General features: G+C 70.6%; 18 protein-coding genes. 4 read left to right on the forward strand and 14 right to left on the reverse strand.

The features are described from left to right. Positions 1-2: 2 nt before the first annotated feature. From QPK52_RS26090 to QPK52_RS26145, 12 genes are all read right to left on the reverse strand, one after another. Complete coding sequence (locus tag QPK52_RS26090; protein ID WP_410539958.1) at positions 3-623, reverse strand: class I SAM-dependent methyltransferase; 621 nt, start codon at positions 621-623, stop codon at positions 3-5. After that, entirely contained in the window at positions 620-1699 is a 1080-nt protein-coding gene (locus QPK52_RS26095) for an HAD-IIIC family phosphatase (protein ID WP_410539959.1), read from the reverse strand. The genes QPK52_RS26090 and QPK52_RS26095 overlap by 4 nt, the downstream gene beginning before the upstream one ends. Next, complete coding sequence (locus tag QPK52_RS26100) at positions 1696-2868, reverse strand: acyl-CoA dehydrogenase family protein (protein WP_410539961.1); 1173 nt, start codon at positions 2866-2868, stop codon at positions 1696-1698. Before QPK52_RS26100 ends, QPK52_RS26095 begins: the two co-directional genes overlap by 4 nt. Continuing rightward, positions 2865-3134: an acyl carrier protein gene (locus tag QPK52_RS26105; RefSeq protein WP_410539962.1), complete on the reverse strand. Its 270-nt coding sequence runs from the start codon at positions 3132-3134 to the stop codon at positions 2865-2867. Before QPK52_RS26105 ends, QPK52_RS26100 begins: the two co-directional genes overlap by 4 nt. Then, on the reverse strand, positions 3127-3987 hold the full coding sequence (locus QPK52_RS26110; RefSeq protein ID WP_410539964.1) for a 3-hydroxyacyl-CoA dehydrogenase family protein: 861 nt from the start codon (positions 3985-3987) through the stop codon (positions 3127-3129). Before QPK52_RS26110 ends, QPK52_RS26105 begins: the two co-directional genes overlap by 8 nt. Continuing rightward, a complete protein-coding gene (locus QPK52_RS26115; protein ID WP_410539965.1) occupies positions 3984-6977 on the reverse strand; it encodes a beta-ketoacyl synthase N-terminal-like domain-containing protein in 2994 nt (997 codons plus the stop codon). Before QPK52_RS26115 ends, QPK52_RS26110 begins: the two co-directional genes overlap by 4 nt. After that, a complete protein-coding gene (locus tag QPK52_RS26120) occupies positions 6970-9360 on the reverse strand; it encodes a non-ribosomal peptide synthetase (protein ID WP_410539966.1) in 2391 nt (796 codons plus the stop codon). Before QPK52_RS26120 ends, QPK52_RS26115 begins: the two co-directional genes overlap by 8 nt. Continuing rightward, positions 9357-10856: an FAD-dependent protein gene (locus tag QPK52_RS26125; protein ID WP_410539968.1), complete on the reverse strand. Its 1500-nt coding sequence runs from the start codon at positions 10854-10856 to the stop codon at positions 9357-9359. The genes QPK52_RS26120 and QPK52_RS26125 overlap by 4 nt, the downstream gene beginning before the upstream one ends. Then, positions 10853-11830, reverse strand: coding sequence for a phosphotransferase (locus QPK52_RS26130; protein WP_410539969.1), 978 nt, complete (start codon positions 11828-11830; stop codon positions 10853-10855). Before QPK52_RS26130 ends, QPK52_RS26125 begins: the two co-directional genes overlap by 4 nt. Further along, entirely contained in the window at positions 11823-12986 is a 1164-nt protein-coding gene (locus QPK52_RS26135; protein WP_410539971.1) for a hypothetical protein, read from the reverse strand. Before QPK52_RS26135 ends, QPK52_RS26130 begins: the two co-directional genes overlap by 8 nt. A gap of 86 nt (positions 12987-13072) precedes the next feature. Further along, complete coding sequence (locus tag QPK52_RS26140; RefSeq protein WP_410539972.1) at positions 13073-14041, reverse strand: transketolase family protein; 969 nt, start codon at positions 14039-14041, stop codon at positions 13073-13075. Beyond that, positions 14038-14808 carry a transketolase gene (locus QPK52_RS26145; protein ID WP_410539973.1) on the reverse strand — a complete coding sequence of 257 codons (771 nt, stop codon included), beginning with the start codon at positions 14806-14808 and terminating at the stop codon, positions 14038-14040. The genes QPK52_RS26140 and QPK52_RS26145 overlap by 4 nt, the downstream gene beginning before the upstream one ends. A 151-nt stretch (positions 14809-14959) precedes the next feature. Between QPK52_RS26145 and QPK52_RS26150 the strand changes: the two genes are divergently transcribed. Beyond that, positions 14960-16213, forward strand: a complete 1254-nt coding sequence (locus tag QPK52_RS26150) for an MFS transporter (RefSeq protein WP_410539974.1) — start codon at positions 14960-14962, stop codon at positions 16211-16213. Positions 16214-17259: 1046 nt separating this feature from the next. On the opposite strand, the gene QPK52_RS26155 is transcribed toward QPK52_RS26150, so the two are convergent. Then, complete coding sequence (locus QPK52_RS26155) at positions 17260-17865, reverse strand: lytic polysaccharide monooxygenase (protein WP_410539975.1); 606 nt, start codon at positions 17863-17865, stop codon at positions 17260-17262. A 1108-nt stretch (positions 17866-18973) separates the two neighbouring features. Here QPK52_RS26155 and QPK52_RS26160 point away from each other — a divergent pair. Beyond that, positions 18974-19744 (forward strand): calcium-binding protein, encoded by a 771-nt coding sequence (locus QPK52_RS26160; RefSeq protein ID WP_410539976.1) that lies wholly within the window; start codon positions 18974-18976, stop codon positions 19742-19744. A 567-nt stretch (positions 19745-20311) separates the two neighbouring features. Here the strand turns inward: QPK52_RS26160 and QPK52_RS26165 are convergent. After that, a complete protein-coding gene (locus QPK52_RS26165) occupies positions 20312-21247 on the reverse strand; it encodes a ScbA/BarX family gamma-butyrolactone biosynthesis protein (RefSeq protein ID WP_410539978.1) in 936 nt (311 codons plus the stop codon). Between the two features lie 96 nt (positions 21248-21343). Here QPK52_RS26165 and QPK52_RS26170 point away from each other — a divergent pair, with 96 nt between their 5' ends. After that, positions 21344-21967, forward strand: coding sequence for a ScbR family autoregulator-binding transcription factor (locus QPK52_RS26170; RefSeq protein WP_410539979.1), 624 nt, complete (start codon positions 21344-21346; stop codon positions 21965-21967). After that, positions 21968-22873 (forward strand): NAD(P)H-binding protein, encoded by a 906-nt coding sequence (locus tag QPK52_RS26175; RefSeq protein ID WP_410539980.1) that lies wholly within the window; start codon positions 21968-21970, stop codon positions 22871-22873. It abuts the gene before it with no gap. Positions 22874-22885: the final 12 nt, after the last annotated feature.

Here is a 22885-nt window from a genome sequence, read left to right on the forward strand (position 1 = left end):
CCTCACCGCCGGGTCAGCAGAGCGAACCAGTGCCACTGGTCCGGCTTCTTGGCCGTGGGGAAGTTGCGGAACCGGCGCAACTCCTCGACGGTGAACAGCGGCAGGAACGTCGACAGGATGTCGTCGGAGGTCAGCCGGATCGGTCCGGTACCGGGCACCATGCGGTCCGAGAAACCGACGACCGCCATCCGGCCCCCGGGCTTCAGCAGGCGCGCGGCCTCGGCCGCGTAGGCCTCCCGGGCCTCGGGGCGGATGTTGTGGAAGATGAAGGAGTCGTGTACGAGGTCCGCCTCGCCGTCCGGCAGTCCGGTCTCCAGGATGTCGGCCTCGACCCAGTCGACCTCGATCCCGTAGAAGCCCGCCAGGGCCCGGGCGGCGTGCAGGGCCCGGGGAGCGTTGTCGACGCCGGTGACGTGGCAGCCGTGCTGGGCGAAGAACACCGACTGGACCCCGGCGCCGCATCCGAGATCGATGACGCGTGCCCCGGGGCCGACGGTCAGCGAGGTGACCAGTTCGGCGACCGGCGGGCTCACGGCACCGGTGACCCAGGTTATCTCTCCCAGCGTCTCGTCGTCGTACTTGCCGGAGAAGTTCTCTATCCAGCGGTCGGTGAATGCCCTCACTTGCGGCTGCCTTTCGTCGTGCCGAGGGTGGCGGGTCGGTCGGTGATCCGCACGTGCGCGGTGGCCGCCGCGGACGGTGGATCGGCCAGGACCAGGTTCTTGACGCCGTTCCGCTCACCCTGCTCGCGGAATCCCGCGAATCGATAGGTGACGTACATCGGGCGGTTGACCGGGGTGCCGACGAAGTCGGCGGTGAGCGCGACACCCCGGCTGGAGGCCGCTTCGGCGAGTTCGGCCACGATCGCGGGCACCAGGTTGCGGCCCATCACACGGCAGGAGAGCAGGAACAGGCGCAGCCGCATCTCGTGGTCGGTGACGCGGACGACCACCACGCCGATCATCCCGTAGTCGCCGAATTCATCCTCCAGTTCGAGGACGAGTACCGAGTGCTCGGGGTCCGTGATCAGCGCGGAGAGTTCCCGCTGTTCGAAGGCCAGACCCGTGGTGTTGAGCTGGTTGGTGCGCGCGGTGAGTTCCGCTGCGCGCGCGAGATCCTGGGGGCGCGCGTCCCGGATGGCCAGCCGGAGGTTCAGCGAGGCGAGGAACTCACCCTTGGTACCGGTGAACGTCGTCTCGCGTGCCCGGCGCCGTTCCTCGCGCCGGTAGAGCTCGCGGCGTGAGGCGGAGCCGGCCGGGACAGACCCCGCCGCCGGGATGTCGTCCCGGGTGAGCAGGAGGTCGATGTCGCTGCTGTCCACACACCGCACCTCGGGGTGGCGTGAGGCCACTTCGGCGCGCTCGAAGGGATCGTCGTCGACGAACAGCACCGTGTCGGTCGCGACGTTCAGGGCGGCCGCGATGCGTTCCACCGCATCGGACTTCGGCCCCCACGAGATCTCCGGGTACAGGAAGAAGTCGGCGAGCCCGGCGGCCTCCAGGACAGGCACGGCCACGTCGGCGTCGTTCTTGCTCGCCACCGACTGCAGCACTCCCCGCCGGTCGAGGTCGTGGACGACCCGCACCGCGGACGGCCGCGGTGTTCCGTCCGCGCCCTCGACCAGCGCACCGTCCCACAGGGTGTTGTCGAGATCCCACACGACCACCTTCACCTGGGGTGCGGCCGGTGACCGGCTCACGCTGCTCCTCCCGTCCGGCTCCGGCGACCGCCCCGGGGCACGGCCCGCCCCCGTCGGCGCTGCCGCCATTCGGCAAGGCCCTGCGTCACGAAGGCGTCCCTCAGGAGTTCGGTGCTGCCCTCGATGATCTCCATGGCCCGCGCGTCCTGGACCCGGCGGTCGACGGTGGAGTCGGCCAGCAGACCCCGGGCGCCGTGGACCTGGGCCGCCGCACGCGCGGCGGTGGTGGCCGCCGCCGTCGCGGTGAGCTTCGCCGCGATCACCAGCCGCTCCACCTCCGGGTCGTCGTGCTCCATCGCCTCGGCCGCGTCCCGCACACAGTGCAGTGCCGACAGGGACGCGAGCGTCGCCTCCGCGATCATCGACCGCACACCGCCGAGGTCGCTCAGCGGACCGCCGAACTGCTGCCGGGTCGTGGCGCGCTCCATCAGGACGTCGCGGCACCACTCGGCGACGCCCAGGGCACCTGCCGCCACGCACAGCCGGCCCAGGCGCAGCGTCCGGGTCGCCACCTGGGAGACCGCGAACCCGGGTCGCGCGACCATCCGGTCGGCCGGGACCAAGACTCCTTCCATGTGCACCTTCGCCAGGTGTGACGTGGCCAGCCCGCGCACGGGCTCCTCCGGTTCGATCCGCACCCCGGGGTCGGAGGCGAGTACCACGAAGGCGACGTCACCCTGCTCGGCCCTGGCGAACACCAGCAGGTGGGAGGCGTACCAGCCGAAGCACACCCACCGCTTGGTGCCCTCCAGACGCCACCCACCGGCCTGTTCCACGGCCGAAGTGCCAAGAGAGCGGGCATCGCTGCCGGCGGAGTCGTCGGTGAGCGCGAAAGCCCCCAGCGCCTCCCCCCGGGCCAGCGGCCCGAGATGCTTGCGCAAGGACGCCGAACCCCAGCGGTCCACCGCCCGGCAGACCATGGCATGCGCGGTCAGCAGTGTCTGGGCCGAAGGGGAGTGGCCGGCCAACCGCCTGCAGGCCTCCACGTACTCGGGGACCGTCCAGGCCGTTCCGCCCGCCTCCGGCCCGAGCATGGCGCCCAGGACGCCCGTCGAGGCGAGCGCGTTGACGAATTCGCGCGGCACGCCCCCCGCGGCGTCCCACGCGGCGAGCTCGTCCGCGCGGGCGCGCAGTAGGCCCGACAACGCGCCCAGACGACCGTCCGTCATGGCAGCCGCTTCCCACGCTTGTTCTCGACGAAGCGCTGGATGCCGTCCAGGGTGTCGAAGTTCGCGATGTCCAGGTCCTCGTCCGCGACCTCGATCCCGTACTCGCGCTGGATCATGTCGATGAGCTGCACGGCGACCATCGAGTCGAACATCCCGCTGCTGATGAGCGGCTCGTCGGAGCCGATGTCGTCGACGGAGTCGGCGTAGCGGCTGAGAAAGCCGAGCACGTCGGCGCGGACGTCGGGTTGTGCGGGAGCGTCATGCATGGCTGCCTCCTGGCCTGGAGTAGTCGTAGAACCCGGAGCCGCTCTTGCGGCCGAGGCGCCCTTCCGCCACCATCCGCTCCAGCAGCGGCGCGGGGGCGAACTTCTCCCCGTGGTGTTCACGCAGCACGAGCAGGGTGTCGCGTACGGTGTCGAGACCGATCAGGTCGGCGGTCTGCAGGGGGCCGGACCGGTGGCCCAGGCACCCCCGGAACAACTGGTCGACCTTCCGCGCGTCCGCGACTCCGTCGTCCAACGTCGCGATGGCCTCGTTGACGAAGAGCATCAGGCTGCGGTTGATGACGAAACCGGCCCGGTCCGCGACCACCACCGGTCTCTTGCCCATGTGCCGCAACAGGCCCGTCACCGTGGAGAGTTGCTCCTCGCCACTGGAGGGTGTGCCGACCACCTCGACGGTGTCGATGAGCGCCACCGGATTCATGAAGTGCACCCCGACGGCCCGGCGCGGGTCGCCGAGTGCCGTGCCGAGGGTCTCGATCGGCACGGCGGACGTGTTGACGGCCACCACGGTCGACGAGGGAAGCACCCGGCCGAGCGCGGTGTGCACCTCGACCTTGGTGGCGGGATCCTCCACGACGTTCTCCACGACCAGCGAGACCCCGGCCAGGTCGGCGAGGTCCCCGGTCACCGAGACGTCCGCGAGTGCCCGCCTGCCGCGACGCAGGGTGGCGAGTCGCTCGAGGTCCGCGATCGCGTCGTGCACCCGGGCCAGGGCGGCCGGGGCGATGTCATGGATGACGACCGGTGTGCCCGACCGGGCGAGGGCGTGTGCCACGCTCACGCCGATGGTGCCCGCGCCCACGACGCCTACGGGCTGTTGCGTCCACGAGGTCATGTGGCCTCCTCCGATCCTTCGCGCGACTCCTGCGGAACCTCGCCCGTGCGCATCCAGTACTCGATCGAGGCCACCATGTCCCCCAGCCGTGCCCGGTGGAAGACGACCGCGGACGGCACCGGACGACCGAGGGCCTCGGCCAGACCGGAGATCAGACGCAGGCCCATCAGGGAGTCACCGCCGAGATCGAAGAAATGGTCGTCGTCGGCGGGCTCGACACCGAGCACCGCGGCCCACGACCTGCGCACCACCGCGTCGGCCCACCCGGCGGCGGACCGGTCAGCCGGCTCCCGCGCCGCCGCGGCAGGGCCGGGCCGCACGTCCGGCTCCTCTCCCGACTCCGGGACGTGTGGCGCGGAGACGCCGGCCGGTGCCTCCGCGATCCGCTCGTCCGAAACGATCAGACGGCGCGGGCGGGACGCGGTGGGTGGCAGAGGCACCGGCCGGGCGGTGAAGTCGCACACCGACTCCCAGTCGACGGGAGCGCCCGCCTCCCAGCAGCGCCCGAGGGCGGAGAGGAGAACCGCCACGTCGTCACGGTCTTCGAAGCCGCGGCGCACCGTCGCGACCGCCAGACTGGTGTCCAGCCCGATCTGACGGGCGATGGTCCGCAACTGCCCCGGACCGACCTCCACCAGGACATCGCAGCGGTCGGCCAACGCGCGGATGCCGTCGCCCACATGAAGGGTCCTGGACAACTGGTCGGGCCAGTAGTCCGGATCGGCCATCTGTCCGGTGTCCCAGGTGCCCGTGGTGTCCACCACGATCGGCCGTTCCGGCGGTCGCACGACCCCCCTGGCCAGCTCCCTCACCGCCGGGCGGAGGCCGTCCATGACGGGCGTATGAAGGGCCAGGCCGTCGGCCACGGTCCGGTGGCCGATCCCCCGGTCCTCCAACGTCTTCCGGAACAGGTCGACACCGGCCGGCTCACCGGCGACCACGCACGAGTGGGGCGAGGTACGGATGGCCACGTGCACGGCGGGCGGCAGATCGGGCAACTCCTCGGCCGCGGCCAGAACTCCCAGCATCGCGCCTTCCGGCGCGCGGGAGAGCAGCTCCGCCCGCGCCATCACGAGGCGGTAGGCGTCGTCCTCGCCGACGGCTCCGGCGGCGTAGGCGGCGGCGACCTGTCCCAGGCTGTGGCCGAAGACCGCGGCCGGCCTCAGGCCCGCGTCCTCGAGCGAGTGCAGCAGCGACATCTGGAGGGTGAAGAGCGCGGCATGCGCGACGAGGGGGCCGTCGAACGTGCGCGCCGCGCCCGCTCCACGCAGCATGGACCGCAGGTCGATCCCGCCTCCGGAGGCGGGCCGGCGCTGCGCGGCGGTGAGCGGTTCGGAGAGGTCCACTCCGGTGAACTTCTGCGCACGGGCGACCGCTTGGTCGTGGTGGGCACGGAACCCCGGTACGCGCTCCCGCAGGCCGTGTCCCATACCCGGGTAGTGGTCGCCGACCCCGGAGAAGACCAGCCCGATGCGGGGTGCCCGCGTGGCCCGGCGCGCGGTGATGTTCCGGAGGGCGCGGACGGCCTCCGCGGATGTGGCGGCGACCACGGCCCGCCGCCACCGGCGGGCCTCGCGGCCGGCGCACAGCGTGCGGGCGACCCCGGCCAGTGGCGCACCTGCCGCGACGACGTCGGCGATCGCGCCGGCCGTCTCGGCGCAGGTCCCGGCTTCGGCCGCGGACACCAGCAGCACCCGGGGGCCCTCGGCGGCCTGCGCCGTCTCCCGCGCCGGGGCTGGGGCTGGGGTCGGGTCTGGGGCCGGCGGAGCCTGTTCGAGGACGACGCTCACGTTGGTCCCGCCCAGACCGAAGGAGTTGACCATCGCGCGCCGCGGCGTGTCGGCCCATGCCCTGGCAGCAGTGACCAGGAAGGGACCGCGGCGGGTCACGTACTCGGCCGCCCGCCCCTGGTGCAGGCTGGGGTACTGCACCCCGCGTTCCACCGAGAGGACGGACTTGATCAGACCCGCGACGCCGGCTGCCTCCCGCAGGTGTCCCAGGTGGGACTTGACCGAACCGACCCCGCAGTGCGGCAAGAGGCGGGAAAGCGCGTCCCACTCCACGGCGTCGCCCAGCGTGGTGGCGGAACCGTGGGCCTCCACGTAACCGATCTTCTCCGCGCCCAGCTCGGCGATCTCCAGCACATCGCGGATCAGCGCCTGCTGCCGGGCGCTGCTGACGGAGGAGAAGGCGTCCTTGCGGCCGTCGTTGTTGACCGCCGTTCCCCGGATCACGGCGCGCACCGGCCAGCCCCGCTCCCGCGCGTCCTCGCAGCGCGCCAGCAGCACCACGCCGGCCCCGTCACCGGGCACGGTACCGTCGGAGTGGGCCGAGAACGGCCGGCAGGTGCCGCTGGGGGAGCCGATGCCCCCGGGACGACTGACGTAGCCGTGCTCCAGGGGCACCCGGATCGCGGCCGCCCCGGCCAGGGCGGCGTCGCACTCGTAGGATTCCAGCGCCTGCACGGCCAGGTGCACGGCCAGCAGCCCGGTCGAGCAGGCGGACTGCACCGTCACGCCGGGGCCGTGGCAGTCGAGCCGGTAGCTGACCTTGGAGGCGAAGTAGTCCTTGTGGTTGCCGGTCTCCAGCAGGCTGCCGTCGGTGGCCTCGGTGATCCCGCTCTGCTCCAGCAGCCGCTCGTGCCTGTTCGTCCCGCATCCCGCGTACACCCCGATCTCCGTACCCGGGCCGCCCCGGACACCGGCGCTCTCGAGCGTCCGGCGTGCCAGATCGAGGAAGACCCTGTGCTGAGGATCGGTCAGCAGTGCCTCGCGGGGCGACATCCCGTAGAGGCCGGGGTCGAAGTCGAAGGGCGCCACCGGGGTGGCCGATGCGCTCACCCAGGTCGCTCCCGCGGGCAGGGCCCGCTCCGGTGAGGACGGGGTCCGGTCGACGGCGTCGCTCCCCGACCGGAGAAGGGCGTCCAGCGTTTCCTCGTCACCGGCGCCCGGAAAATCGAACGCGAGTCCCACGACGGCGATCTCAGTCACGCCTGCTCCTCGCCCTCGCGGCGCGACGGCGCAGCCGGGCCTGCTCACGCTCGGCGTTGCGCCGTCCGGCGTCGGCATCGGGCGGGGGCACGGCCTCGTCGCCGCCCCCGTCGTGATCCGCGGCGCCCCGGGCCCGCGCGGCGCGTATCAGGTCGGCCTGTTCCTGCACCGTCACCCGTCCCATGAGCTCACTCAGCGGCACGGCGACGCCGAACGCGTCCTCCATCGCCGCCCTCAGCACCAGGACCCGCAGGGAGTCGCCTCCGGCGTCCACGAACGGCAGGTCCGTGCCCACCTGCTCCAGTCCCAGCACCGAGCACCAGAGGGCTGCGAGCCTGGCCTCCGTCTCGTCGACCGGCCGGGCGCCTTCCAGAACGCCGCCCGAGGGAGGCTTCAGGGCAGACCGGTCGATCTTGCCACTCAGCAGCAGGGGCAGGCGCGGCAGCAGCACGATCAGCCGCGGAACGCAGTGCGCCGGAAGCCGCCTGGCCAGCTCCTCGCGCAGACCGGCGACGGTGACGTCCCGGCCGGGGTCCGGCTGGACGAAGGCGACCAGCTGGGCCCCCTGCTCCTTGTCGGGCTGCCCCACGACCGCGCCCTGCGTCACTCCCGGGAGAGCCCGCAGGACGGACTCGACGTCGCCCGGTTCCACGCGCAGGCCACGGACCTTGACCTGGAGGTCGCGTCGGCCGCCGTACTCGAGGTGGCCGTCGTGCAGAAAACGGGCGAGATCGCCCGTGCGGAACATGCGCAGGCCGTCGACATCGACGAAGCGTCGCGCCGTTTCCTCAGGGTTGTCCAGGTAACCCGTGGCCAGTCCGGGCCCTCCGGCGTACACCTCGCCCCAGCACCCGGGCGGGACTCGCCGGCCGTCGGGGTCGAGCAGACGGATGGTGCTGTCCAGTGGGGTGCCGATCGAGCAGGTACCGCCCTCGCGGGGCCCGCTGCGGTGGGTGGCGTAGTCGTACTCGGTGAGGGTGTAGGTGTTGTGCACTGCGGGACCCGCCGCGCGCACCCGGGCCTCGAGCGCCGAGTCGAGGGCCTCGCCGCCGACGAAGACGTGACGCAGGTCCCCGAGCCGGGCGAACTCCTGCGAGGAGCTGAGGATGCGGAGCATCGACGGCACGAAGCTCACCACGTTCACCCGTTCCCGGGCCAGGAGTTCGAGCAGGTAGCGATCGTCCTTCTCGCCGCCCGGCCGGGCGATGACCGCCGTGCCCCCGCTCGCCAGCGGCCAGATGAACTCGCGGAAACTGATGGGTGACTTGAGCAGGTGACGGTCATCGTCGCCGAACGCGTACAGCGACTGCTCCAGGGCGATCCGCGACGTGTGCATCCGATGGGGGCGTACCACCCCCCTCGGCGTACCGGTGGTGCCCGAGGTGAAGATCACGTACGCCGGGTCCTCGGCGCCGACCCCTCCGTCGTCCACCGGCGCCGGGGGCGCACCGGCCGCGGCGGTCCGGGCCTCGACGACGTGCCGGACCGAGGCAGGGACCTGACCGCGTCCGGCGCGGGTGGCCACCACGGTCCGCAGTCCGGCCTGGTCGGCCACGGCCTCCCGGTACACGGGGGGGAAGACCGGATCGAGGTAGCAGACCGCGCAGCCCGCCATCAGGATGCCGAGCAGGCCCGTGAAGAGTTCGGTGGACCGGGGGCCGACCAGCCCCACGATGCTCCGCGGCGTGACGCCCGCCCCGGCGAGGCTCCCGGCCACGGCCGCTGCCCCGGCCCGCAACTGCGCGTAGGTGGTGGTCCGGTCGCCGTCGACGAGGGCGATCCCATCCGGTCGGCGCGCGGCCGTTTCCAGGAAGAGCCGGTGAAGGGTGGTGTCGGGATAGGTGACGGCCCGGCCCTGGTGGCGTTCGAGGAAGGCGGCCTCCTCGTCGGTGAGGATGTCGACCGATGCCACGGCCGCGTCGGGCCGGGCCTCGAGCGCGGCCAGCGCCCGGCCCACATGGGCGAGGAAACGGGTCAGCACATCCCGGCCGACCGTCGCGTCGGTGGCTGTGAACGTCACGGAGTCCGACGCGACCTCGGCGTGCAGGTGCGCTCCCGCGGGCGGCGCACCGGCGGGTGTCACGCGGATCCGGACCGGGCCGACGGCCCCGTCGGCAGCCCGGCCGTCGGCGAGTCCGAGCAGCGATGCGTCCCGGGCCCAGTCGCCCGGCGACCACACTTCGGTCTGCGTCTCGACCGACCAGCCGCATCCGTAGCGGCGGGCCACGAGTCCGGCCAGCACCGCGAGCAGCCGCGCCGGGGCGAGGCCGTGCCGGCCGGCCAGCGCGTGCAGCCCGGCCGCCCAGGGGGCGGTCGCGGGCTCGCAGGGTGCTCCGGGCACCGGGGAGGTCGGCGGCGCCGGGAGACTGATCGGAGCGGTCATCGGGACATCGCCGCCTCCGCGGCCACCCGGCCGGTTACGGCCCCGTAGGTGACGCCGATGATCTTCGACGAACTGTCTCCCACGAAGAACAGACCGGGGACGGTGCTCTCCAGGTCGTGGGTCAGCTCGAGGTCCGGATAGACCCGCTCGACGACCGGCGCGGCGATCACCGCGTGCGGTCCGACCATGCCGGGGGAGAGCGTGTTGAGCCGGGTGATCATGCCCTCGACATCTGCGCTGAGCTCCGGCCCCAGGAGGGCACGCAGGTCCGTTTCGGTGGTCTCGAGCAGGGTGCACGGCACGGGGGGGCCGGAGAGAGGCTCCCCCAGGAAGTCACCGACCTGCTGGACCACCGGCAGGCCGTCGCCCGCCTTCATGGCCGCGCGCGAGAAGTCGAGCGCGAAGTCGGTGCCGTCCACGCCGTCGGGCACGGTCACGCTGGTGACGACGCCGAAGTTGGACCTCGTCGTCGGGGTGGTGAGACAGTGCTGGCCGTCCAGGGCCAGCCCACCGGCGAAGTCGTAGGCCATCAGACGCCCGCCCGGGCACACGCAGAAGGTGCGCACGGAGTCCCCCCGGTCGTTGAGGAAGGAGTGTTTGGGGTTGTGGCAGGCCTCGGTGAGCGGCGCGAGGTCGTTCCGCCAGGACTCGATGCGGACGCCGAGGTCGACCTTCCTGGGGGAGAGATGGCCGACGCCGAGGGTGCCGATCACGCCGCGCACCCACTCCAGTCCGAGCTTGCCCGCACCGATGATGACGTTGCGGCTGGTCACCCGGTGCTCTCCGGCGGTGACCGTGAAAAGCCCCCGGTCGCCGCGCTCCACCGAGGTGACCCGGGTCCCCATCAGCAGATGTCCGCCCAGCTGCTGCAGTTCCCCGACGAGCGCGCCGACCACGGTGAGCGACTCGTCGACGGTGATCTCCTGGGAGGGAGCGGCGTCGGAGTGCTGGAAGACCGCACTCACCGTACGGCGGTGCGCGCTCTGCCCGGCCGGGGCGGACGCCGGGGGCTCCAAAACCTCCGGCGGGGCCGTGCGGGCCAGGCCCCAGGCGTGGAACTGCTCATAGACGGAGGCGACGAGGTCGCGGGCCCGGTCGAAGTCGCCCAGAGCCCGTTCCAGACCGCTGTAGGAGCGGGTCCTGCCGTCGGAGGTGCGCTCGATCTTGGACCGGGTGAGGCCGTTGATGTACCCGAGGTTGGTGTCGAAGTGGAAGGCCGCGCCGCCCACTCCCGTCAGGCACGTGCAGCGCTTGCACTGCATCCGGAACTTCTCCAGGTCGCGGATCGGCCTTCCGGAGGCGGCGGCGCGGACTCGGGGACACAGGCTGGCGTACATGCCCTGTCCTGCCTCGATGACCAGCACACTGCCGCCCAGAGCCGCCGCGCGGTGGCCGGCGAACAGGCCCGCGGGACCGGCCCCGACGACGACGACGTCGTATGGGCCGTCAAGGGTTACGGGCCCGCCGGGGCCGGGGTGGTCGTCGGTGCGCCTCATCGTCCGAGCTCCCGTATCCACTTCCGGCCGTCCTGGGTGAAACGGGCCCGCAGCGGCGAGTAGAACAGGTGGTCCGTGGCGCGGCCCTGCCGCCGTATGCGCTCCTCCATCCACAGGCAGAACAGGGGGACGAGTGCTCCGACATCGTGGATGCACTGATCCGTGGCCCGGGCGTACCTCCGCAGCGAGGCGATGATCGCCGCCCCCATCGGCGATGCCGGATCGAGCATCTCGTCCACCAACGAGGCCATCTCCCGGTCCTGGTGGCCGGGGTCGGCGGCGAGCACCGACGTCATGGCGAGGTTGAGTACGTCGACCGCCTGAACGCCCTCTTCCCGGCAGTCCTCCCAGTCGATCAGTCCAAGAGCACCGCCTTCGCCGACGCGCAGGTTCCACGGGCCGAGGTCGCCGTGGAACAGGCCGGTTCGGGCGTGCGACAGCGACTCCACGGTGGATTCGGGCAGCTCGCGGAACCGGGGGCCGAGGTACTCCTCCACCAGCGGCCGCGCGTCGGCCCGGTACCCGTGCCCGTGCAGCGTGGCGACCGCGTCGGTGGCACGCGTCAGCAGCGCCGGGGCATCCGTGCCGACGGCCGACAGGACGTCGGGGAAGTCGGCCCGCGGGACCCAGGACATCACGAAGCCGTGCTCCAGGCGGGCCAGGGCCACCGGTGTCTCGAACACGGGATGTGTCCAGGTCCGCCGGGCCAGTACGTCCCACTCCCGGTCGACCATGGAGTCGGAGGGGTTGAGGGGGACCTTGGCGATCCACGCCGGGCCGTCCTCGAAGAGCACCTCGACGAACAGTCGGCGCGAGACGGTACGGGCCCCCCGGGAGACGAAGTGGCGCATGGTCCAGGCGGAGCCGGGGTGCCGGTCGGCGACGAGGTCGGTGAGCTGTTCCCGTACCCGGTCCAGGACGCCGGCGACCGGCGCGTCCTCGACCCGGGTACCGGTCTCGGTCAGATCAAGCACAGGTGACCCCCGACAGGGACTCGCTCATGTTCCTGAGCACGGTGGTTACGGGCGGGCCGTCAAGGGTGCGGCGCAGTTCGACGAGACCATGGGCACGGTCGGCTTCGGTGAGGTCGAAGAAGCTCTGGACGGAGTCGCCCATCATGCTGCGGAACCTCTCCAGACCACGATTGTCGTCCAGCAGCCGCCGCGCCTGCGCGACGATGCACCGGGTTCCTTCGAAGTCGTCCTCGACCAGCGGGTAGTCCACGCCCGGCACGGCGAGTGTGGCGCCCACCCTGGCGAAGGTGGTGTTCTTGAGCATGCGCATGTTCACCACATGGCCGTAGTGCTGCTCGGGCAGCGCCATCGGAAGCCGGCCCAGCGCCATCGCCTCGTGCAGCGCCGTGAGCCCCGGAGTCATCATGTACTGCGTGGCGGCGGCGACTTCACGGAGGAACGGACGCTGCGAGAGGCAGGTGAACTCGGCGGTACGCCCGTTCACCGTGATCGACTTCTGCCGGGGTCCGCGGAAGGCGCCACCGCACACCAGGACGTTGTCGAGCTGGTGCCAGTCCGTCAGCAGGTCCCGCACCCACACGTCAATCAGTTCGAGATAGTCGTTGTTCTCCTCGAAGTCCAGGAAGAAGTTCTTGAAGCCGCCCAGGTTGATCACCAGGTCGTGCTGCTCGCCGTCGGCCGCGGGCGCGGCGTCGTGGAGACCCTCGCTGTCGACGATCGACCCGGTCAGGTGGAAGGCGGTACCGCACAGGGCGACCATCTTCTGGACCCTTTCGGGCACTCCGGGGAAGTTCTGCAGGATCGACTGGTCGGCCAGTACGTGCGCGGCCAGGATCTGCTCGTGCGGGCTGAGTTTCCCGAAGTGAGCGGTCAGCCCGGCGTAGTCGGACAGCGGAGCGGAGGCGCACAGACCCGCTATCTCGTCGAGGGAGCGATCGTGCCGCCAGAAGCTGAACAGGCTGTCGACCATGGCCACGGGACGGCCGGCGGCGACCGCCCTCATCACCAGATCGGAGTCCATCACCGAGACCACCAGGTCACAGGCGGCCAACCGCGCGGATATGTCGACCGGTCGACTGCCTATGTCGTGGACCTCGTCGAAGACATCCGGATTGGCCTGGGCGAAGGCGGCAGCGAAAGAGTCACCGACGAACACACGCCGGTGGCCGGGAAGTGACCGAGCCACGGCGCAGGCTTTGGAGACGGGTCCGAAACCACAGCTCTGGGCACCTATGACGATGTTCACTGCTTCCTCCCGGTGAGGGCGGTGGGGAGATGGGCCGTGTTGCCAAGCTGGGCGACGACGCCTTCCACGACGTGCGCGGTATCGATGCCGTAGAAGGTGAAGAGGTCCTCCCGCTCGGCGACCGGGGGATAGCGGTTGTCGACGGAGTGGAAGCACATGCTGTTCGGCCGGCCTGCGAGGACCCGGGCCGTGGCCTCGCCGATTCCTCCCGAGCGGACGTGCTCCTCGACGACGCAGACGACCCGCGCCCGTGCGGCCAGCTCGCGTATCCGGGACTCGGGAAACGGCGAGACGAGGGTCAGCGCGAACACCGACGCCGTGACACCACGCCGGGCGAGTTCGTCCGCGGCGTCGAGCGCGACGGCCACGGTGGCCCCGGTGGAAACCAGCAGGACGTCCGCGGCTTCCGGGCCGCGCAGCAGATCGCCCCGGGCGGCGTCGTGCGGCGCGGATCCCACGAAGACGAGGCGGTCGGCGCGGGCGCCCAGCCGCACGTAGGCCGGACGGGCGAGGGACAGCGCCTGTCGCACCGACCAGGCCGCGGAAGGGGCGTCCGCAGGACAGAAGACCCGCGTGTTCGGCATGTTGGCGAAGGTGACCAGGTCTTCGGGCGCGTGGTGGGTCGGCCCCAGCGGGCCGTAGCTCAGCCCGCCCCCGACACCGATGAAGGTGACGGGCAGATTGGCGTTGCACACGTCGTTGCGCGCCTGCTCCGCGGCCCGGCGGGTGAGGAACGGTGCCATGGCCGCAGCGACCACACGCCGACCGGTGCGCGCGATGCCTGCAGCCACTCCGACCAGTGTGGCCTCGGCGATCCCGACGTCGATGAAACGCTCGGGATGGGCCGCCTTCAGCGGCAGACCGAGAGCGTGACCGTCGGCGACGACCAGGACCAGTGAGTCGTCGGCCTCGGCGGCCTCGGCGAGACACTCGGCCACGGCCGGCCGCATGGGAAGACTCGTCATGCGAACGCCCCGCCAGGCTCCAGTTCGGCCAGGGCCTCGTTGAACTGGACGTCGTCGACCGTGCCGACGTGCCAGCCCGGATCGTGCTCCATGAACGACACCCCTTTGCCCTTGACGGTCCGCGCGATCAGGACGCGCGGACGGCCCCCGCCGCGCATGGCCAGGGATCGCACGAGGTCGTCCAGGTCATGACCGTCGACGTCGTCGACGCTCCATCCGAAGGCCTCCCACTTCTCACGCAGCGGCTCGAGGGCGAGGATCTCCTCGGTCGGGCCTTCCTGCTGGAGACCGTTGCGGTCGATCACGGCCACTAGCGAGTCCAGGCGCTGGTGCCCGGCGAAGAGAGCGGCCTCCCAGACCGATCCCTCGTCGAGTTCGCCGTCACCCATGACGACGAACGTGCGCCGGGGGGAGCCGTCGAGGCGGGCGCCGATCGCCAGCCCGGCCCCCAGGGCCAGGCCGTGCCCCAGCGCTCCCGTGGCACCGTCGACGACGGGCGTCGACTCCACGGGGTGCCCGGGAAGATTGCCCTCGGGGATCTCCAGACCGAACTCCTCCAGGAGCCCGTACAGGGCCCAGACCGCGTGTCCCTTGCTGAGGACGACGCGGCCCCGGTCGGGCGAGTCGACGGTGGCGGCGTTGACACCGGCCGATCGCAGAACGGCGTACAGGATCTCGACGACCGACAGGGACGAACCCAGGTGGACGGAGCGCGAGCGTGCCAACTCGAGGATCCTCTGCCGCACCCGTCGACAAGTTGGCTCCACCGCGCAGGTCTCCCTGGGTGCTCGGTCCGAGTGCTGCTGCCTACGGAACTGGATCTTAACCGGACCGAAGGCTACATCGTCAGGCCGATGTTGTCGTCTAATCTTACGACCGCTCAAGGAGCACGTCTGCTCCCGCAATTGGTGGAGGACCATGTCCCTGCGAGATACTCCCGGAACCGGAAGTCAGAAAGCCTTCTGGACCTATTACCTGGCCTCCACCGCGAGTGATCTGGGTTCAGCCGTACGCAGCCTCGCCCTGCCGCTCGTCGCTGTACTGGTGCTCGACGCCACACCGCTCGAGGTCGGCCTCATCACCGGGGCCGGCTTTGCGGCCTGGCTCCTGATCGGCCTCCCGGCCGGCGACCTGACGGCACGCTTCCCCCTCCGCAGTGCCCAGGTGGTCATGGACCTGGTGCGAGCGCTCTGCGTGCTGTCCCTCCCGGTCGCCTGGGCGTTTGACACCCTGTCGGTGGCGCACGTGGCCGCCGTCGCCTTCCTCATCGGTCTGGCGGACGTGATCTACGACGTCGCCAACTCGACCTTCATGCCCGCGGTCGTGCCACGCGAGGACCTCATGCGGCGCAACAGTCTGATGACCGGCACACAGGCGGTAACGACCCTTGGCGGCCCGTCGTTCGGCGGCGTACTCGTCCAGATAGCGGGCGCGGTACCGGCCCTGCTCATCGACGCGGCGAGTTACGTTGTGTCGGCGGTACTGCTGCGCACGCTGCCCGAGCGCCCGCCCGCGGCGAAGCCCGCGCGGGGCGAGGGCATGTGGACGCGCATCGCGGCGGGCTGGTCCTACGTCGGGAAGCACCCCGTGATGGCTCCCTTCATGTGGGCGAACGCCGCGGTGAACTTCGCGGCCGGTGCCCAGCTGGCGCTGTACCCGGTGCTTTTGGCCCGCACGCTCGACGTGGCGCCGGCTCTCATCGGCATCCTCCTCGCCGGGGAGGGGGTGGGGGTGCTGATCTCCTCGATGCTGGTCACCCGGGTCGTCGACCGGCTCGGCACCTCTCGGTCGAGCCTTGTGGGCGGTATCGGAGTCGTGGCGGGAACGGTCCTTGTGGCCGCAGCGGTAGCGTGGTCGCCGTACGACCTTCTGCTCTACGGGGGTTTCTTCCTGGGCAACGCGCTGTGCGGTGGCACCGCTGTGCTGGTCGCGGTCAACAGCCGGACGTTCGTCCAGTCGACCTGCCCGACGGAGATCCTCTCCCGGGTGACGGCGACCATACGGTTCGTCACCTGGGGAGTGATTCCTGCGGGCGGGATGCTCGCGGCACTGTCCGTAACCCACCTGGGAGCCACCATCACCTTGTGGCTCATCGCGCTGGCGGCCGGCGCCACGCCGGTGGTCCTGGCCGTCAGCAGGATCGGCAGGACCCGGAACCTCGAAGAGGTGTGACGGCGCGGCCGCCGAGGGGCATGAGCGCCTCCGCCACGCAGGACGCCGACGGCCGGCCCGCCGCCTTTCCCGCCTGACCCGGGCTTGTCCGCGCCAACGGCGGAGCGGGCAAGCCCGGAGCCCTGCGGCACTGCCGCCGTGTGGGCGGGGGCGGCGCCCGTGAAGGACGGCGGGCGGCAGCCGCGGCCGGCAATCAGACGGACCCCGCCGGTCAGCCCGCCACGGGAGCGGCCCGGCTCGGCGGTGCGCAGCGGTGCCGAGCGGCGCCGACACGCACGGAACCGCTCCTCGCCCGCCGGGTCCGCCGGCGTCGTCCCGGTCGGGCACCGGAGCATTCTGCTCCCTGTCCCCGGAATTCCTCCCCCCTCAGCGGCGGGTGCATCCAGGGGCTCGGGATCAACGGCCACACCGGCGGAGCGGGAGCGAGCCGGTGCCGCGGCTGCGGGATACGACATCCTGATCGCCGGCTCCGGCGAACCGGCGGAGATCGACCTGATCGTGGAGGTCGTCACGCCCGGCACGCAGGCGGTGATGGCGGCCGAGGCCGCCGCCTCGGCTTCGGCACGAAGATCGTCGGTGGCCGCAACGGCCCCGGCCAGGCCATGGTCGTCTTCCATCGTGTTCTGCCGCTCGATGCAGTGCGGCCCCGAGCGGCCGGCCGTCCCATCACCGGCAATCGTTCCCCCTGCCGTAAGTGAAGCGTGCTCCGGGAGGGAGCTTCGCCAGGGCATGAGGTCTCCGGGAGTTGCCGGCGGCCGGGGAAGGCCGGGACGGCGCGGGTACGCCGGGTGGCGCGATACGCCCCGGTGGGCTGACGGTGCCGAGGATTCTCCATGGCCGTTGAGTGCCGGAGTCGTACGACGAGACGGTGGGGAGCCGGTACCGTGCGGCTGCCGTGCGATCGGGTGTGTTCACACCAGGAGCGCAGGGAGCCCCGTCGGGGCAGGGTGACCGAATGGGTTCCCTGCCCCGGCGGAGCTCGGTCGGCCGGGCGGCGGGTTACCGGAGCCCGGCAGGGGCCGGTTCCGTGTGCGGTGCTCTCCGGCTCAGCCGAAGTTCACGTCGCTGCACCACATGTAGGCCTGGTCGAGGTGCGAGGCCTGCCAGATCACGAACAGGATGTGGTGTCCGGTGTAGCCGGAGGTGTTGACGTTGAACCTGATGTCCTGCGCCGGTGCGAAGCGGCCGGTCTGCGTGATGAAGTCGAGGTTGCCCCAGCCCAGGGTCTGGGTCTTGGGGTTGAAGCCCTGCTTGCTCACGTAGACCCTGAAGTAGTCGGCACCGTGGGACGCCTGGTCGTACAGATGGACCGTGAAGTTGTTGCTGACGTTGGTCATCTTCCACGGACCGGGCTTGTTCAGGCTGGCGTTCCTCGAGAGGTTGTTGCTGCAGAGCGTCCCGTCGGGGGTCCGCGCCTGGAACTGGCCACCGAGGCCGTCGCGGAGCGCGCTCATCCAGTTCCACATGGTGTCGGGGTTGGCCTGGAAGGCCTGGTAACACATGGGGTCTTCGGTCTGCATGGCCGGGTTCGTGTGGTTGCTGCCCCACGTCTTCCAGCACTGGTACGCGCGGGAGGCGGGGTTGACGATGGTGCCGTGAGCCTGGGCGGGGGCCGACCAGGTCAGTGCACCGACAACCACGGCGAACACCATGATGAGCGCCTGGAGGGGCCGGCGGAGGGGCGACCGCGAACGCCCGCTTAACGGACTCTGTTTGCGCATGTGGGGGGAACTCCTTCCAGTTCCAAGGCTGTGATGGGAGCGCTCCCAACGGTACGTCTTCTGAGTGAAATGTCAATGAAACAAACGAAGTTGGTTACAGAGGCGGGCGACGAGCAGGGAATCCGCGCTGAGCCGGGAGTCAGAACCGTTCCCGGGACCGGAAGGCGATGATGCGGTCTGGGCTGGTGTGCGGGGAGATGCGGGGGAGGGGTGTTCGTGGCATGGCGACGGGACCCGGTTCCGGCGTGAGGGCTGTCCGGTTACACAACATGTGAGACGCCAGGCCCCGATGGTGCGCTCACGCACACCCGAGCCGGCCCCGCCGGACAAGTTGCCCGGTGGGAGTTGTGACTGTATGGCGCATCGGGCGGGGAACGCGGCCGATGGCACGCGGCGGGAACGTGCGTGCCTCTCGAATCCGAACCGACGGCACTGGGGCGTGGATGCCGTGGCAGGGGAAGCCGCCGGCAACGCAGATCAGTCTCGGCGCGCTCCAGCTCACCTGGGCCGCCGCGGCCCCAGGACGCTCGCGGACCAGGTGCCGGAACACTTCCCGGTGGACGGCCGGCCAGACCGTGGAGAAGAGACCTGGCTGATCACGTCCGGGTCCGTTCCACGTTTGCTGACACGGCTGCTCCGGACAGGGCCGCCCCGCGGTGAGCGGGCGGCATGGGCTGCGGCTCGGCCGTCGCCGGCGCCCCACTGGCGATGGTTCCCCCGCCGAGCCCTCCGCCCGCACCCGGGCAGCAGCCTTCCGCTCCTCCGGCAGTCCCAGCCGTCGACCGCTTAGGCCGACTCACCTTCACCGAACCGGAATTGATCCAGCGAACCCTGCCATGGCGACACCGGGAACATGCCTGACCAAAGAAGCCCAACCATCACATCCGAAGGAACATCGGCTTACCATGACGCCGCGCCAAGTCGCGGTCTTGCGGATCCGGACCAGCAGGGAAGACTGCCTTTACGACCGGGTCCGCCCGGCCCCCGGCAGCACCACGCCAAGCAGGTCGCCCACCGTCACTCCACGAGATGAGGTCTCATGAACCGAAACCGAGCCACCGCCAGCGCGGTCGCCGTGACCCTGTTAACCGCCGGCCTCGTCGCCGGCCCGGCAGCCGCCGCCACCGCCGCCGAGGCGAAGGCCCGCGTCGGAGCCGACTGGGCAACCCAGTCGATCGTCTTCACCGCCGCTGCGGGACAGACCAACAACCTCAACATATTCTCCATGTACACCAGCGACGGGATCAGGCGGATCGGCTTCAGCGACGTGGTCCCGCTCGAACCGGGCGACCACTGTGCGTACTCCAGACCCGAGGACACCACCTCCGTCGTCTGCGAACTGCCCGCCGACAGCCCCCGGCCCGACAGGATCGACGTCTTCCTCGGCGACGGCAACGACAAGATCGCCGCCTTCACCCCCGGGATCGGCACCGTCAGCGGCGGCCCCGGCGACGACGAACTGCACGCCCACACCGCACGCACGGTGCTGGGCGACGCGGGCAACGACATGGTCATGGGGCCCGCAGTCCTGCACGGCGGCGACGGCATGGACCACCTGATGGGTGACAGCAGCAACCAGCAGATGTGGGGCGGCCGGGGCGACGACATGATCGAGGGCTACGGCGGCGACGACATCGTGTACGCCGGCCCCGGCGACGACCACGCCATGGGCGGGGACGGCCGCGACATCCTCCTCGGCGGCCCCGGCAACGACACACTGGACGGCGAAGGCGGTGACGACCTCGTCTGCGGTGGCGCCGGGAAGGACGTCCTCGAAGGCGGCCCCGGCCGCAACATCGTCCTCCCGTAATAGGTCATCCCGTCTGGTGATTCGGCGGTAGGGGATGAGGGCGCAGGCGATGCCGGCGGAGGCGAGGAAATGGCCGGCGGTGCGTTCGTAGCGGCTGCGGAGTCGGCGGCAGCCGGCGAGCCGGGCGAAGGTCCGCTCGATTCTCCAGTAGTCGTAGCCCTTTCCACCAGGAGCCTCACCTCTTCACGCACCCGGTTCTCGCGCCAGCTCAGCCCGCCACCGAACAGGCAGGAAACAGCTCACCGCCCCCGCCGCCTGCCGGTCGGAGAGGTTGAGCAGAGACTGCAGCACATACCGCAGCCGGCTGAGCTGGCGAAAGGCCGGGACGACCGTCGCGCGGACACCAGGAGACGAGGTCCTCGCCGCCTCAGAGCCCACCGAGGTGATCACACACCCGCAACGCCTGGGAGGCGGCCTCCCCGAGAAACACGAAAGGCGAGGAGGTCGATCAAGACGTCCTTCATGCCCTCAGCGCTTCCGGCTGCGGGGGACGGCTGCTGCGGAGTGCCGGCCTGCGGCTCCCGAACAATGAACCGTCCGCCGTCACCGTATGTGGGGCGGAACCCCTCATTTCACGCACAGGTTCGGGCTGTCTCCCGTCAGGTGCGACACGGTCTTGGCCGTCGCCTCGGCTTCGAAGCAGGTCTGTTCGTCCTGGTTGATGCTCACGCTGAAGAAACCATGGGTACCGGAGGCGAGATGGACCCACGCTGGGCGGTCCAGTTCCACGTATCGATGGAACCGGGCTGCCATGCTCGTGACAGCGGCGTCACCTGTGGGGTGGACGGAGAGTACTGCTTGGCGGGTTGCTTCAAGAAGGAGCATGCCAGGAGCGTGGTCGACAGGGTGGTCGAACAGGATCGGATGGTTCAAATCCACACGCAACTGCCAGACGTTGGAGTGGATGGTGGGGGCGAGGACGACATCCTGGGGCAGGTGCCGCCCTACGCTGGCGGGGAGGACGCCGGGGGTGGGGCGCAGTGCGCTTGCGCGGGCCGCGGCCGTGTCATGGCGTCCGGCGCGCAGCCGCCGATAGACATCGGGGCTGTGGACGGAGAAGCGGGTCCGGGCGTGCCCGACGGTAGTTGTGTTCGTTGACGCGGTCACGCTTACGCACGCGGAGGAGAAGCCGGCGCGGCGGCGGGTGACCTCGCTGCACTCGACGGTGAGTGTCAGGTCCATCGCCTGGTCGTCTGCCCGCAGGGCATCATGGGTCACACCGAAAGACAGATCGCCCCATATGAGTTGATGGCCGAAGGGTACTCCGAAGGCCTCGTGGGAGAGCAGCGGCAGGGCCTGTCTCACGGTCTCCGCGAACAGTAAGGACTCGTAGTGCCTGCGGGGGCGGTAGAAGCTGTGAGCGCGCGGCCATCGGGCCGTGACGGTGAAAGCATCGTCGGCGTGCGCGGACCACCCGGTCAGTAAGACCTCGGTGTGAATGTGCTTGTGCACCATGTGCTGGGGCACCGCGGTGCCTGGTCTGTCGGCGAAGGTCGCGGACACTGGGACTCCTTATGCTGCGTTGGCCTACCGCGGGAGCGATGCAGATGGTAAGGTTAAAAGAAAAATTATTTTTTGTCGATGAAGGCGAGGTGAGAAGTGCCTGACCTGAAGCAAGACCGGGCCGTACATACCCGCCAACGGCTACTCATGGCAGCGGCCGAGCTGTTCGACGAACACGGCTACAGGGGAACCAACGTCGCCGACATCGCGAAGCGGGCAGGGCTGACGCTGGGGGCCCTGTACTTCCACTACGGCAACAAGCGGGGCGTGGCCGAGGCGGTGATGAACAGTCAGCCGCAGGCCATCGAACCGCTACTGCAGTCGGAGGGAGTGCAGCATGTCATCGACATAACCATGGTGTGGGCCCGCCGTCTGCAGGTCGATCCGCTTCTGCGGGCTGGGGTTCGGCTCGCGGTCGAACAGCGGAGTCACGACATGAGCGACCCCACCTCCTTCAACAACTGGGCCGCGATTATGGCCGGGTACCTGCAGGAGGCCCGGGACAACGGCGAGCTGCGCCCGGAGGTGGATCCGGCGGCTTTGGCCAGGTTCGTGGTCGGGGCCTGCACCGGTGTGCAGCTGTACTCCCAACTGGTCAGCTGCCGCGCCGACCTTATGGACCGCACCTGTGAGATGTGGCAGATCCTCCTTCCGGGAATCACCTCGGAGGAGACCCGTGCCCGCCTTGTCGTCGACCCCGCGCGTGGATGCACCGAGTAGATGGCCGCCGGTTCCCACAGCACAGCAGAGAGCTGCTCGGGCAGAGCCGACCGCCGCATCGTCGTAACCGGCGCCACCGGCACGGTGGGACGGCACGTGGCGGGGCTATTGGCGTCCGAGGCTTCCTGCCGCGGAGTCTTCCTCACCCGGGATCCGGCCGGTGCGGCGCTCGCCGGACGTGTCACCCGGGCACACTTCGAAGACATCGCCCGCCTGACCGAGGTCTTCGCGGGTGCCGACGCCGTATTGGTCATCACCAACGACCCGCTGCGTCCGGACCACGACGCCAACATCGTCACCGCAGCCGTGGCCGCGGGCGTCGGTCACCTGGTCAAGCTCTCCGCGCTCGCCGTCGCCGATCCTCTGGCACAAGACCTCATCACCTCGTGGCAGCGCGCAGCAGAGGACCGCATCCGGCAATGCGGCATCCCCTGGACGATCCTGCGCCCCCGCGCCTTCATGACCCACGCCCTGGCCTGGGCGCCCGACATTCGCCGGGATGCCACCGTGCGCGCGCTCCACCCCACCTCCCGCAACGCCTGCATCGCACCCTCCGACATCGCACAGGTCGCGCTGCGCATCCTGCTCGAGGACGGTCACCACGGCCGGACCTATGCGCTCACGGGTCCCCGGGCGATCTCTGCCCGCGACCAGGTGGCGCAGCTCGGCGAGGTCCTGGGGCGTCGACTGACATGCGCTGGACTGACGATCGCCCAGGCTCAGGAACGCTGGCGTCGCCGGTATCCCGAGGCGATGGTGCGGGCCTTGACGGCCAGTGCGGAACGCCAGCGCGCCGGTGCCAAGGAGGAGACGACCCCCGACGTCGGCGATCTTCTCGGGCGACCCGCCGCGTCCTTCTCGTCATGGGCGAAAGAACACGCCCACTTGTTCGGTCCTCGTGTGTGATTGGTGGGCTCT

It is taken from the genome of Streptomyces sp. KL2 (assembly GCF_046529545.1).
GTDB lineage: Bacteria > Actinomycetota > Actinomycetes > Streptomycetales > Streptomycetaceae > Streptomyces > Streptomyces radiopugnans.

Excerpts from the sequence above, each read along its gene's own strand:
- QPK52_RS26125 (WP_410539968.1), bottom strand. The coding sequence starts at position 10,856 with ATGAGGCGCACCGACGACCACCCCGGCCCCGGCGGGCCCGTAACCCTT.
- QPK52_RS26140 (WP_410539972.1), bottom strand. The coding sequence starts at position 14,041 with ATGACGAGTCTTCCCATGCGGCCGGCCGTGGCCGAGTGTCTCGCCGAG.
- QPK52_RS26155 (WP_410539975.1), bottom strand. The coding sequence starts at position 17,865 with ATGGTGTTCGCCGTGGTTGTCGGTGCACTGACCTGGTCGGCCCCCGCC.
- QPK52_RS26110 (WP_410539964.1), bottom strand. The coding sequence starts at position 3,987 with ATGACCTCGTGGACGCAACAGCCCGTAGGCGTCGTGGGCGCGGGCACC.
- QPK52_RS26120 (WP_410539966.1), bottom strand. The coding sequence starts at position 9,360 with ATGACCGCTCCGATCAGTCTCCCGGCGCCGCCGACCTCCCCGGTGCCC.
- QPK52_RS26175 (WP_410539980.1), top strand. The coding sequence starts at position 21,968 with ATGGCCGCCGGTTCCCACAGCACAGCAGAGAGCTGCTCGGGCAGAGCC.
- QPK52_RS26150 (WP_410539974.1), top strand. The coding sequence starts at position 14,960 with ATGTCCCTGCGAGATACTCCCGGAACCGGAAGTCAGAAAGCCTTCTGG.
- QPK52_RS26100 (WP_410539961.1), bottom strand. The coding sequence starts at position 2,868 with ATGACGGACGGTCGTCTGGGCGCGTTGTCGGGCCTACTGCGCGCCCGC.
- QPK52_RS26160 (WP_410539976.1), top strand. The coding sequence starts at position 18,974 with ATGAACCGAAACCGAGCCACCGCCAGCGCGGTCGCCGTGACCCTGTTA.
- QPK52_RS26105 (WP_410539962.1), bottom strand. The coding sequence starts at position 3,134 with ATGCATGACGCTCCCGCACAACCCGACGTCCGCGCCGACGTGCTCGGC.